The organism is Neomegalonema perideroedes DSM 15528, from assembly GCF_000374145.1.
Classification (GTDB): Bacteria; Pseudomonadota; Alphaproteobacteria; order Rhodobacterales; family Rhodobacteraceae; genus Neomegalonema; species Neomegalonema perideroedes.
Genome location: NZ_KB893663.1, coordinates 34,997 through 47,531, shown reverse-complemented (window position 1 = coordinate 47,531; position 12,535 = coordinate 34,997). Strand labels below are relative to the sequence as shown.

The 12,535-nt window shown below is 66.2% G+C and carries 12 protein-coding genes; 11 read left to right on the top strand and 1 reads right to left on the bottom strand.

The window, feature by feature from the left end:
- Positions 1-8 precede the first annotated feature (8 nt).
- The 5 genes from proC (at position 9) to B161_RS0113895 (ending at position 3,609) form a co-directional block, all read left to right on the top strand.
- Positions 9-851 carry a pyrroline-5-carboxylate reductase gene (gene proC, locus B161_RS0113915; RefSeq protein WP_018634052.1) on the top strand — a complete coding sequence of 281 codons (843 nt, stop codon included), beginning with the start codon at positions 9-11 and terminating at the stop codon, positions 849-851.
- Between the two features lie 143 nt (positions 852-994).
- Positions 995-1,513, top strand: a complete 519-nt coding sequence (gene phaP, locus B161_RS0113910) for a TIGR01841 family phasin (protein ID WP_018634051.1) — start codon at positions 995-997, stop codon at positions 1,511-1,513.
- A gap of 168 nt (positions 1,514-1,681) precedes the next feature.
- Complete coding sequence (locus B161_RS0113905) at positions 1,682-2,050, top strand: tRNA-binding protein (RefSeq protein ID WP_018634050.1); 369 nt, start codon at positions 1,682-1,684, stop codon at positions 2,048-2,050.
- A gap of 135 nt (positions 2,051-2,185) precedes the next feature.
- Positions 2,186-2,857: an NUDIX domain-containing protein gene (locus tag B161_RS18135; RefSeq protein ID WP_018634049.1), complete on the top strand. Its 672-nt coding sequence runs from the start codon at positions 2,186-2,188 to the stop codon at positions 2,855-2,857.
- A gap of 113 nt (positions 2,858-2,970) precedes the next feature.
- Positions 2,971-3,609 carry a trimeric intracellular cation channel family protein gene (locus tag B161_RS0113895; protein ID WP_018634048.1) on the top strand — a complete coding sequence of 213 codons (639 nt, stop codon included), beginning with the start codon at positions 2,971-2,973 and terminating at the stop codon, positions 3,607-3,609.
- Between the two features lie 23 nt (positions 3,610-3,632).
- On the opposite strand, the gene B161_RS0113890 is transcribed toward B161_RS0113895, so the two are convergent.
- Entirely contained in the window at positions 3,633-4,256 is a 624-nt protein-coding gene (locus B161_RS0113890) for a rhomboid family intramembrane serine protease (RefSeq protein WP_018634047.1), read from the bottom strand.
- 177 nt (positions 4,257-4,433) lie between these two features.
- Between B161_RS0113890 and B161_RS0113885 the strand changes: the two genes are divergently transcribed.
- From B161_RS0113885 to ugpB, 6 genes are all read left to right on the top strand, one after another.
- Positions 4,434-5,210 (top strand): SDR family NAD(P)-dependent oxidoreductase, encoded by a 777-nt coding sequence (locus tag B161_RS0113885; protein ID WP_018634046.1) that lies wholly within the window; start codon positions 4,434-4,436, stop codon positions 5,208-5,210.
- A 122-nt stretch (positions 5,211-5,332) separates the two neighbouring features.
- Positions 5,333-6,940, top strand: coding sequence for a peptide ABC transporter substrate-binding protein (locus B161_RS0113880; protein ID WP_018634045.1), 1,608 nt, complete (start codon positions 5,333-5,335; stop codon positions 6,938-6,940).
- 358 nt (positions 6,941-7,298) lie between these two features.
- Positions 7,299-8,222: an ABC transporter permease subunit gene (locus B161_RS0113875; RefSeq protein ID WP_018634044.1), complete on the top strand. Its 924-nt coding sequence runs from the start codon at positions 7,299-7,301 to the stop codon at positions 8,220-8,222.
- Positions 8,215-9,387, top strand: a complete 1,173-nt coding sequence (locus tag B161_RS0113870; RefSeq protein WP_018634043.1) for an ABC transporter permease — start codon at positions 8,215-8,217, stop codon at positions 9,385-9,387. Before B161_RS0113875 ends, B161_RS0113870 begins: the two co-directional genes overlap by 8 nt.
- A 1-nt stretch (position 9,388) precedes the next feature.
- The gene (locus tag B161_RS18130; protein ID WP_018634042.1) at positions 9,389-11,005 is read left to right on the top strand and encodes an ABC transporter ATP-binding protein; all 1,617 of its coding nucleotides are present in this window, start codon (positions 9,389-9,391) and stop codon (positions 11,003-11,005) included.
- A 143-nt stretch (positions 11,006-11,148) separates the two neighbouring features.
- Positions 11,149-12,459, top strand: a complete 1,311-nt coding sequence (gene ugpB, locus B161_RS0113860; protein WP_018634041.1) for a sn-glycerol-3-phosphate ABC transporter substrate-binding protein UgpB — start codon at positions 11,149-11,151, stop codon at positions 12,457-12,459.
- Positions 12,460-12,535 lie beyond the last annotated feature (76 nt).

The window sequence follows — 12,535 nt, the reverse complement described above, 5'->3', positions numbered from 1 at the left end:
ATTCCAACATGACGGCGGAGAAGACTCTGAACGAGCGTCTGGCGGGGCGCCCTCTGGCGCTGCTGGGCTGCGGCAAGATGGGCGGCGCCTTGCTGGAGGGCTGGATCAAGGCGGGGCTGAACCCGGCTCAGGCCGTGATCTACGAGGCCCATGTCTCGCCCGCCGTGGAGCGCTTCGCGGCTCTGGGCGCGCGGGTCAATCCCGCGACGCCGCCGGAGAATCCCGCCGCTCTGCTGTTGGCGGTCAAGCCGCAGAGCCTCGACGAGGCCTTGCCGGGAGTCGCGGCCTTAGGGGGGCCGGGGCGTCTGGCGCTCTCCATCGCGGCGGGCAAGCGGCTGGAGTGGCTGGCGGCGCGTCTGCCCGAGGGAACGCCCCTCGTGCGGGCCATGCCCAACACTCCCGCCGCCATCGGCCGCGGGATCTCGGCGCTCTCCGCCAACGCGGCGGCGGGCGAGGCGGAGCGCGGCCTCGCCGAGGCTCTGATGGCGGCGGCGGGCGAAACGCTCTGGCTGCCCTCCGAGGATCTCATGGACGCCGTGACGGCGGTTTCGGGCTCGGGTCCGGCCTATGTCTTCCATCTGGCGGAGGCTCTGGCGGCGGCGGGCGAATCACTTGGACTGCCCGCGGAGCTATCCCTTCGTTTGGCCCGCGCCACCGTAAGCGGGGCGGGGGCCCTGCTCGACGCCGAACCCGGACAAACCGCCGCAGAGCTGCGCGCCGCCGTGACCAGCAAGGGCGGAACCACCGCCGCCGCCTTAGAGCAGCTTATGCGTGAAGAATCAGGACTTTCCTCTTTGATGACGCGGGCCGTCTCCGCCGCCGCCGCGCGCAGCCGCGCGCTCTCGTCATAAGCTTGTCGGAAAAGCTTTGTTGCAGTGCAACAAAGCCCCTCTTGACAAGCGATGCTGCATCGCACAAATACCCCAACAGGATGAACGACGCCCTTAGGGCAGGTTGAGCAAGCCGCCAAGGGAAGTCTCAGGAGGAATTCGCCATGACCGACAAGAATTGGTTCGACGCCAGCGCCTACGCCGATCTGTTCAAGCCCCAGGACATCAGCAAGATCTTCGAAGCTCTGAAGATCCCGGGCGTGGACGCCAAGGCCCTCGCCGAGGCCCACAGCAAGAACCTGAAGGCCGTCGTCGAGGCGAACCGCATCGCCGCCGAGGGCTATCAGCAGGTCTTCAAGAAGCAGCTTGAGATCGTCCGCTCCCACTTCGAATCGCTGACCGAGTCGGTCCGCGACGGCGGCGTGGGCGTGAACCCGGCGCTGAACACCGAGGCCGTCAAGGCCGCCTTCGACAAGAACCTCCGTCAGATCAACGAGCTGACCGAAGTTCTCCGCAAGGCCAACGAAGACGCCATCGCCGTCGTCCAGGAGCGTTTCCAGGAAGGCGTCGAGGAGATCAAGAGCTTCGGCGCGGGCTTCGCCAACGCCGCTCAGGCCCAGACCGAGAAGGCCGTCGCGGCCGTCAAGGAGAACGTGAAGAAGGCCACCGGCGCCGCCGCCTGACCTTCGGCTTGAGAAAAAGCCTTTCGGCTGAATCCAGAGACGTCAGCGCCGCCCCCGACCGGGGCGGCGCTTTGCGTTCGGCCCCCCGCCTGAGGAGCCCGCCCTTGACTTCCTGCGCCTCCGGAAGCTCTCTGCCCGCAGCAGGCTCCCGAGAGGAGCGAGAGGAGGATGAAGATGAGCGCGGAGACTCCCGCCCCTACGCCCGAGGCCAGCTTCGAGGATTTCCTCAAGATCGACGTCCGCGTCGGCAGGATCACGGCGGCCGAGCCCCTCGCCGGGGCGCGCAAGCCCGCCTATAAGCTGACCATCGATTTCGGGCCCGAGATAGGCGTGAAGCAAAGCTCCGCCCAGATCACCAAACATTACACGCCCGAAACCCTCGTCGGGCGCCTCGTCATGGGCGTGACGAATTTTCCGCCCCGGCGCATCGCGGGCTTCAAATCCGAAGTGTTGACCCTCGGCGTGCCCGACGCGGCGGGCGAGGTGATTCTGATCCAGCCGGGGCAAGACGCGCCGCTCGGCGGCCGCCTGTTTTAGAGCGCTTTCCGACCGAATTTTGTCATTCAAACGCTCTAAGTCTTTATTTTGTCGCGCTTTCGCGCCGCGAAGCTTGGTCGGCTTCGCTGGAAAGCGCTCGAAGCGCCGCTTTCCGCAACCAGATCCGGATTCGTCATGGCTCAGCCGCCCCCCGATTCGCCCCCTCATTCGCCGCCCGCTCCCGACGCCTTCGCCGAGAGCTTCGCCCGCGCCGACGCGCGCGAAATCCGCCGCGAGATCCTGCATCAGGGCTATTTCGCCTTTGAAAAGGCGGATGTGGAGATCGCCCGCTTCGGCGGCGGCCGCGACCGCTTTCAGCGCGAGGCTTTGCGCATCGGCGAGGTGATCATTCTGCTGCCCTATGATCCGGTGGCGGATCGGGTGCTGCTGGTCGAGCAGTTCCGGATCGCGCCCTGGCTGTCGGAGGACGCCCACCCCTGGCTCTGGGAGCCGGTGGCGGGGCGCGTCGATCCGGGCGAGACGCCCGCGCAAGCCGCCCTCCGCGAGGCGGAGGAGGAGGCGGGCTTGAAGCTTCGCCCCGAAGACCTCGATCCTCTGCCGCCTTGCTATCCGTCTCCGGGGGCGCTGATCGAGCATATGCACGGCTTCGTCGCCCGCGCGGATCTCTCGGGAGCGGGGGGGACTCACGGCCTGCCGGAGGAGCATGAGAACATCCGCGCCTTCACCCTCTCCTTCGCGGAGGCCATGGAGGCGGTGGATTCGGGGCGCATGCGCACGGCCACGGGGATTCTGCTTCTGCTGACCCTCGCGCGCCGCCGCGAGGCTCTGCGCGCCCTCTGGCGCTAGAGCGTTTTCCGATCCTGTCGGATCGCGCAGACGCTCTGAGTTCTTGTCTGGTCGCGTTTTCTCGGCGCGAAGCCCTGCGGCTTCGCTGGAAAACGCTCTGAAGGAGTCGGGCCATGGAGGAGCATCTCGCGCTGACCATCCGTTTGCTGGATTACGGAGCGGTCTTCGTCTTCGCGGTTTCGGGCGGGGTGGCGGCGGCCCGCAAGGGCTTCGATCCGGTGGGGTTTCTGGTGCTCTCCGCCGTGGCGGCGGTGGGCGGAGGCTCGCTGCGGGACATGCTGCTCGGGCGCACGCCGGTCTTCTGGCTGACCGATCCCTTCGTGGCGGGGGTGATCGCGGCGGCGGCGGTTCTGATGTTTTTGCTCGGCGACCGGATCGCGGCGCGGGCGGGGGCTCTGCGCTGGGCCGACGCTCTGGGGCTGGCGACGGCGGCGGCGGTGGGGACTCATGTCGGCGCGACGGCGGGTCTGCCTTTCGTGAGCGTGGTGGCGCTCGGGGTGATGACCGGCAGCTTCGGCGGCCTCATCCGCGACGTGCTCTGTCAGGAGACGCCCTTCATCTTCCGCGGCGAGATCTACGCCACGGCGGCGGCGGCGGGCTCGGCGGTTCAGGCGGGGCTCTGGGCGACGGGCGCGCCGGTCTGGCTGGCGGCGCCGCTCGGGGCGGCGATCACCTTCCTGCTGCGCGGCGTAGCGATCCGGCGCAATCTGGCCTTGCCCGCCTATCAGCGCCGCGAGGGGCCTCCCGGCTAAGCCCCCCGGTTTAAGCCCCCCGGTTAAGCGGGGAGGCGCTTCGTCCGCACGGCGTAGGCGGCGGCGATCCCGGCGAGGAAGCCGAAGAGATGGGCCTCCCACGACACCCGCTGATCCGTCGGCAGGACGCCCCAGATCAGGCCGCCGTAGAACACGATGGCCGCCAGAGCGCCCACCACCGGCAAAGCCCGGCGCTCGAACCAGCCATAGGCGATCAGAAAGCCGAAATAGCCGAAGATCAGCCCGCTCGCCCCGACATGGACGTAGACCGTCAGGCCGCTTCCGCCTCGGGCGAAGATCCAAGTGAGCAATCCGCCCAAAACCACGATGATGAAGGTGGCGATGGGGAATTCGCGCCGCGCCGTGACGGCGGCCAGCCCGCCCAGAACCGCCAGCGGAATGGTGTTGCTGACGGCGTGGGTGAAATTGGCGTGGAGGAAGGGCGAGCCGAAGATTCCCAGCAGCCCGCCGAAATCGCGCGGCTCCAGCCCGAACCAGTCGTTGAGCCGATAGCCGAGCATCCAGTTCAGGATCTGAAGCGCCCAAATCGCGCTGAGCAGCACGATCACCGGCGTCAAAGCGCCGAATTTCTCGCGCAAAGAGCCCTCGCCTGCGAGGGAGGCGCGGGAGCGGACGCCGTCGGACATGGGGATTCCTCCTGATTTCACAACCTGCGAAAGATAGCGCGCGCCGGGGCCGAACGGAAGCGGCGGCCCTTCACGATTGACAGGGCGGGGAGACGCGGCGGAGACTCCGCCGCGCGAGCCCGCGCCGCAAGCGGGCGGAAGGCCCGGGGATCAGGGCCGCTCAGGGAGAAGATCAGGATGGAGATCGCGGATTTTCCGAAATTCCCCGAATTCGCGGGCGCTTCCGTGATGATCACCGGCGGCGGCTCGGGGATCGGGGCGGCGCTGACCGAGGCCTTTTTGCGGCAAGGCGCCAGGACGGCCTTCGTCCAGCGCTCCGACGCCTCCGCCTTCTGCGACGAGATGGAGCGCCGCACGGGCGCGCGGCCTCTGCATCTTCCCTGCGATCTGACCGACGTGGAGTCTCTGCGCGCCGCCTTCGCCCAAGCCGCCGAGGCCCATGGCCCCATCGGCGTCCTCGTCAACAACGCCGCCGACGACGACCGCCATAAGACCCTTGAGGTGACCGAAGCCTATTGGGACGCCAATCAGGCGATCAATCTGAAGTCCTATTTCTTCGCGGCTCAGGCGGTCCTGCCGGGGATGCGGACGGCGGGGCGGGGCGTGATCGTCAATTTCTCCTCCCTGAGCTATCTCATGGGTCTGGAGTCCTTCCCCTCCTATACGGCGGCCAACGCGGCCATCGTGGCCCTGACGCGCAGCCTCGCGCGGGAGTTCGGCCCCTCGGGAATCCGCGTCAACGCCGTGGTTCCCGGCTGGGTGCTGACCGAGAAGCAAAAGCGCCTCTGGGTCACGCCCGAGGGGCTGGCGTCCCATGTCGAGCGCCAATGCCTCAAAGAGACCCTCGCCCCCGCCGACGTCGCCGGACCCGTGCTTTTCCTCGCCTCGGAGCTCAGCCGGATGACCACGGGGCAGGCTCTGGCGGTCGACGGCGGAGTCGCCATGACGGGCTGAGCCGCGCCTCGCCGGGTTCGTGAAGGGGCTTGCGCCTTTGCGCGATTTGCGTCTCTCTGGAGGGATATAGGCGGAGCGCATAAGCGATGCGGCGCGCCCTCAGGCTTCGGGGAGAATGAAACATGACGATCGGATTTCGCATGGGCGGTTTTCAGAAGAGCTTTCGGACGGCGCTGATCTTCGGCGCGCTGATGGCGGGCGCCTCGCCCGCGCTGGCGGAGGCCGTGCTCCATCGCGGCAATCCGGGCGAGCCCAATTCGCTGGACCCGGCGCAAATCTCGATCAACGTCGAGAGCTTCATCCTCAAGGATCTCTTCGAGGGCCTGACCACCTTCAACGCGGCGGGCGAGGCCGTGCCCGGCGCGGCGGAAAGCTGGGAGATCTCCGAGGACGGAACCGTCTACACCTTCAAGATCCGCGACTCCGCCAAATGGTCCAACGGCGATCCGGTGACCGCCGAGGATTTCGTCTATAGCTTCCGCCGCCTTCAGGATCCGGCCACGGCCTCGAAATACGCCAATATCCTGCATGTGATCAAAAACGCCAAAGCGGTGAACGACGGCTCTCTGCCGCCGGAGGAGCTGGGCGTGCGCGCCGCGGGCGAGAAGAGCTTCGAGGTCACGCTGGAGCGCCCGACGCCTTATTTCCTCGAATTGCTGACCCATTCGACCGGCCTTCCGGTCCATCGCGGCAATATCGAGAAGGACGGCGCCGCGTGGAATCGTCCGGGCAACTTCATCTCGAACGGCCCCTTCATGCTGGAGGCCCATGTTCCCAACGACAGCCTGACCGCCGCCAAGAATCCCAATTACTGGGACGCCGCGGAGGTGAAGCTCGACAAGGTGGTCTTCTATCCCGTCGAGGATCAGGCCGCCGCCGTCCGCCGCTTCGAGGCGGGCGAGCTGGACATGATCTATAACTTCTCGGCCAATGATCTGGAGCGCCTGCGCGCCGCCCATGGCGACCGCATCCGCGCCACGCCCGCGCTGAACACCGAATATTACGTCTTCGACAATCGCGCCGAGCCCTTCAACGACGCCCGCGTGCGCCGGGCGCTCTCCATGGCCATCGACCGCGACTTCCTCGCGCAGGAGATCTTCCTCGGGGCCTCGCTGCCGACCTACGCCTTCAGCCCTCCGATGGCGGGCTATAAGCCCGGTCAGGCCGATTTCGCCGAGCTTTCGCAATTCGACCGCGAGGATCAGGCCGTCGAGCTGATGAAGGAGGCCGGATACGGCGAGGGCGCCAAGCCGCTCGACATCACCATCCGCTACAACACCAACCCCAATCATGAGCGCGTGGCCACCGCCATCGCCGACATGTGGAAGACGGTCTTCGGCTTCAACGTCACCATGTCCAATCAGGACGTGACCTCGCATTACGCCTATCTTCAGGAGGGCGGCGCCTTTCAGGTGGCCCGCGCGGGCTGGGTGGCCGATTACGGCGATCCCGAGAACTTCCTGACTCTGACCATCACCGGCAATCCGAGCTTCAACTACGGCAAATACAGCAATCCGGAATATGACGCTCTGATCGCCGCCTCCTATGACGAACTCGACCATGAAAAGCGCTACGAGATTCTGCATGAGGCCGAGACTCTGCTGATGCGCGACCAGCCCATCGCGCCGCTGCTGCATAAGGCCGAGCTCTGGGGCCTTTCGGCCCGCGTGAAGGGCTTCGAGGACAACGTCAACAACGAGCACCCCAGCCGCTTCATGAGCGTGGACTGAAGCCTCCCGCGCGGCGCGTCCTCCCTTTCGCGGGGAGCGGCGCGCCGCGTTCCGCTTGGAGCGCTTTCCGATCCGGCTGGATCGTTCCGGCGCTCCCTCTTCCCGATCTGCGCGTTTTCACGAGGCGAAGCCGGTCCGGCTCCGCTGGAGAACGCTCAGGGCGGGGCGGGGGACGTCTTCTCCCGCGCTCCGCTTTTCTGCGGGCCTCCGGCGGCTCTGAGCCTCCCGGAAGGCCGCGCGCAAGGCCCGGAGACGCGCGGCGTCCTCCCGGCCGGACGGCGCCTCCCGCTTCCGCCGCGCCCGGACTCCCGCCCGGAGGAGGGCGCCGCGGCCCCCGGAGGCGCGCTAGGGGGAGTCCATGCTGAGCTTCGTGCTCAGGCGCCTCGGCAGCGCCATACCCACGCTTCTGATCATCGTCACTTTGTCGTTCTTTCTGATGCGCCTCGCGCCGGGCGGGCCGTTCAACCTCGAACGCCCCCTGCCGCCGCAGATCATGGAGAACCTCAATAAGACCTACGGCTTCGATCAGCCGATCTGGAGGCAATATCTGATCTATATGGGCAACGTCGCGCGCGGCGACCTCGGCCCGAGCTACATCTATCGCGACCGCAGCGTCGCCAATCTGCTGAGCGAGGGCCTGAGCTACTCCATCCGTCTCGGCGGACTGGCGTTGCTTCTGGCTTTGGTCGGCGGCGTTTCGGCGGGGCTGCTCGCGGCTTTGCGCCAGAATAAGCCGACGGATTTCGCCGTCATGTCCTTCGCCACGGCGGGCGTGACCATTCCGAACTTCGTCATCGGCCCGGTGCTGACGCTGATCTTCGCCATCATGCTCTCATGGGCCAGCGCGGGAGGCTGGGGGACGGGCTCTTTCCGGGATCTCGTCTTGCCGGTGATCACCTTGGCCTTGCCGCAACTGGCGGTCTTCGCGCGCCTGACGCGCGGCGCCATGATCGAGGCCATGAGCGCCGACCATATCCGCACCGCCCGCGCTTATGGGCTTCCGGCCCGCAGCGTGGTGGGGACTCACGCCATGCGCGGCGCGATGCTGCCGGTGGTCTCCTATCTCGCCCCCTGCGCGGCGGGCCTGCTGACGGGCTCGGCGGTGGTGGAGACCATCTTCGCCATTCCGGGCGTCGGACGCTACTTCGTCCATGGCGCCCTCGCCCGCGACTACACGGTGGTGATGGGGACGGTGGTCCTCGTCGCGGTCTTCGTGATCGTCTTCAATCTGATCGTGGATGTGATCTACGGCCTGCTGGATCCGAGGGTTCGCCATGACTGACGCCTTTTCGACCAAGACGACCCCGGCGCCCAATCCCGGCCCCGGCGCAGGTCTGCCCCTCCCTGAGCCGGAGGCGGTCAGCCGCAGCCTCGGACAGCTCGCCTGGCTGCGCTTCCGCAAGAACAAGGCGGCCATGCTCGGCTGCCTGACGCTGATTCTGGTGGCGCTCTTCTCCTTCGTCGGGCCGCATCTCATCAGCCATAGCTATGACGACGTTTATCGCAGCTATGTCGAGACTCCGCCCTCGATCCATCCCCGCCCCGACGAAGACACCTTGCGCGCCGCCGCGAATACTTTGGCGGTGCGCGGGCGGGTGGCTCTGGAGAGCTTCGAGGTCGAGGATGGGCGCTTCACGGCGGTTCTGACCTCGCCCAATCCGATGGACGCGCGTCTGTCGCGGCTTTTCGACCGCTCGGACGTCTTCTCCGGCGCGGAGCTTCAGGCTCATGAGGACGAAGGGCGGCGCATGACGCTGACCGGCGGCGTGACTCAAGAGACCTTCCTGATGGGCACCGACTCCAATGGGCGCGACCTCATGGCGAGGATCATGCTCGGCGGCCAGATTTCTCTGGCGGTGGGGCTTTTGGCGAGTCTGGTCTCTCTGGCGGTGGGCGTGCTTTACGGCGCGGTCTCGGGCTATATGGGCGGGCGCGTCGACAACATCATGATGCGCCTCGTGGAGATCTTGTATTCGCTGCCTTTCGTCTTTCTGGTGGTGGTGCTGGTGGTCTTCTTCGGCCGCAGCTTCATTCTGATCTTCCTCGCCATCGGCGCCATCGAATGGCTGGACATGGCGCGCATCGTGCGCGGCCAGACCCTCGCGCTGAAGCGCCGGGAGTTCGTCGGCGCGGCGGAGGCCCTCGGCCTGACGGATTGGCAGATCATCCGCCGCCACATCATCCCGAACGTCATCGGGCCGGTGATCGTCTTCGTGACTCTGGTGGTGCCCAAGGTGATCCTGCTGGAGAGCTTCCTCTCCTTCCTCGGCCTCGGCGTTCAGGCGCCGCTGACGAGCTGGGGCGCTTTGATCTCCGACGGCGCGGCGAATATGCGCTCGGCGCCTTGGCTGCTGATTTACCCCTCCATCTTCTTCGTCGTGACGCTTTTCGCCCTGAACTTCATCGGCGACGGGCTGCGCGACGCCTTCGACCCGAAGGATCGCTGACATGACCGAACCTCTGTTGACGATCCGCGATCTGCGCGTGAGCTTCGACACCCCGGACGGCGCCGTCGAGGCGGTGAAGGGCGTCGATCTGGAGATCCGCCCCGGCGAGACCCTCGCCGTGGTGGGGGAATCGGGCTCCGGCAAGAGCCAGACCATGATGGCCGTCATGGGTCTTCTCGCGAAGAACGGCCGCGTGACGGGTTCGGCGAAATATCGCGGAACGGAGATGCTCGGCGCCGGGATCAAGGCGCTGAACAAGATCCGGGGCTCGAAGATCTCGATGATCTTTCAGGAGCCCATGACTTCGCTCGATCCGCTTTACCGGGTGGGCGAGCAGATCGCCGAACCTCTGCGCCATCATAAGGGCCTGAGCAAATCCCAAGCCCGCGCGCGGGTGCTGGAGTTGCTGAAGCTGGTGGGCATCCCCGAGCCCGAGCGCCGCATCGACAGCTATCCGCATGAGATGTCGGGCGGGCAGCGTCAGCGCGTGATGATCGCCATGGCCCTCGCCAACGAACCCGAGATCCTCATCGCCGACGAACCCACCACGGCGCTCGACGTGACGATTCAGGCGCAGATCCTCGATCTGCTGCGGGATCTGCAAAAGCGCTTCGGCATGGCGATTCTGCTCATCACCCATGACCTCGGCGTGGTGCGCCATTTCGCCGAGCGCGTGATGGTCATGCGGCGGGGCCTCGTGGTGGAGCAGGGGAGCGCGGAGGAGATCTTCGCCCGCCCCCGCGAGGATTACACCAAGATGCTCCTCGATTCGACGCCGCGCGGCCGCAAAGAGCCGCCGCCGCCTGAAGCCCCCATCGAATTGGACGGCGAGAAGGTCACGGTGGAGTTTGGTTCGCAAGGCGGGCTCTTCGGCAAAGGGGCGGTCTTCCGGGCGGTGAATCAGGTCTCCTTGCGGCTGAAGCAGGGGCAGACCATCGGCGTGGTGGGGGAATCCGGCTCGGGGAAATCGACCTTGGGGCGGGCCTTGCTGCGGCTCTTGCCCTCGACGGGGGCGATCAGCTTCGAGGGGCAAGACCTCTCAGGCCGGGGACGGGCGGCCATGCGGCCTTTGCGCCGTCAGCTTCAGCTGGTGTTCCAAGATCCCTATGGCTCGCTCTCGCCCCGCCTGACGGTGGGCGAGGCCATCGCCGAGGGCTTGTTGATCCATGAGCCCGCCCTCTCGAAAGCCGAACGCGACCGCCGCGCCTCGGAGGCTCTGCGCGAGGTCGGGTTGGATCCCTCCATGCGCAATCGTTATCCGCATGAATTCTCCGGCGGCCAGCGTCAGCGCATCGCCATCGCGCGGGCGATGATCCTCAAGCCCAAGGTGGTGGTGCTGGACGAACCGACCTCCGCTCTGGACCGCTCGGTGCAGGGGCAGGTTCTGGCGCTGCTGCGGGATCTCCAGACGAAATACGGCCTCTCCTATATCTTCATCAGTCATGATTTGGCGGTGATCCGCGCCATCGCGGATTACGTCATGGTGATGAAGTCGGGCGAGATCGTCGAGGAGGGGCCGACGGATCAAATCTTCGACGCCCCGCAGGAGCCCTACACCAAAACCCTGATCGGCGCGGCTCTCGCCTGGAGCATGGAGACCGCCCCGGCCTCCTCCTGAGGCCCGCGAAAGCCGAGGCGAGGCGCTTTCCCGTTTTTGGAAAAGCGCCTCGCCTTTCTTGACAGGTCTGTAATCCGCTTGTCATGATCGGCCCATAAAACGCCGAGCGGCGATGTCCCGCCAGGCCCTCAGGGAGAAAACCCATGAAGTTTCGCGGAATTCCAGCCGTGATCGCGGCTGTCGCCGCGCTTTCGGCCGCCTCGCCGGCCCTCGCGGTCACGGAGATTTCTTGGTGGCACGCCATGGCGGGCGCCAATAACGACGTGGTTGAGGCCCTCGCCAAGGAGTTCAACGAGGGCCAGAGCGAATATCGCGTGGTTCCGAGCTATAAGGGAACCTATCCCGAGACTCTGAACGCCGGGATCGCGGCCTTCCGCGCCAAGCAGCCGCCGCATATCATGCAGGTCTTCGACGTCGGCACGGGCGTGATGATGGGCGCCGCGGGCGCCGTCAAGCCGGTGGCCGAGGTGCTGGCCTATGGCGGCGAGACCTTCGACAAGAGCAAATATCTCTCGGGCATCACGGCTTATTATTCGAAGCCGGACGGCACCATGCTCTCCTTCCCCTATAACTCCTCCTCGCCGATCCTCTATTACAACAAGGATCATTTCGCGGCGGCGGGCCTCGATCCCGAGCAGCCGCCCAAGACCTGGCCGGAGGTCTTCGCGGCCGCCCGTCAGATCAAGGCGAGCGGCGCCGCCAATTGCGGCCTGACCTCCACCTGGCTGACCTGGATCGGGCTGGAGAATTTTTCGGCCTGGAACAATCTGCAATACGGCACCGAAGAGAACGGCCTCGCCTCGACCGATTTCGAGCTGACCTTTAATTCGCCGCTCCATGTGCAGCATTTCCAGAACTTCGCCGATCTGGCGAAAGAAGAGGTCTTCCGCTACGGCGGCCGCACCTCCGAGGCCAAGGCCCTGCTGATTTCGGGCGAATGCTCCATCCTGACCGAATCCTCGGGCGGCTTGGGCGACGTGGTGAATTCGGGCCTGAATTACGGTCTGGGCTCGCTGCCCTATTACCCCGAGGCCGAGGGCGCGCCTCAGAACACCATTCCCGGCGGCGCGAGCCTCTGGGTCTTCGCGGGCCATGAAGACGCCGATTACAAGGGCGTGGCGGAATTCTTCAAATTCCTCTCCACGGTCGAGATCCAATCGCGTCTGCATCAGGTCTCGGGCTATCTGCCGGTGACGCTCGAAGCCTATGAGGCCACCAAGGCCTCCGGATTCTATGAGAAGAACCCCGGCCGCGAGACGCCGATCCTCCAGATGATGGGCAAGGCGCCCACGGCGAACTCCAAGGGCGTGCGGGCGGTGAATCTGCCGCAGCTGCGCGACATCCAGAACGAGGAGTTCGAGCGGATGCTCGCTGGTCAGCAGAGCGCCCAACAGGCCCTCGACAACGCCGCGACCCGCGGAAACGCCGCCCTTCAGGAAGCGCTCGGCAAATAAGCCCGAGCCCGCGCGCAAGCGGCCTTCGCCCCTTCAGGGGCGGAGGCCTTCGCCTTCCGCTGAACGCGCCTGAAAC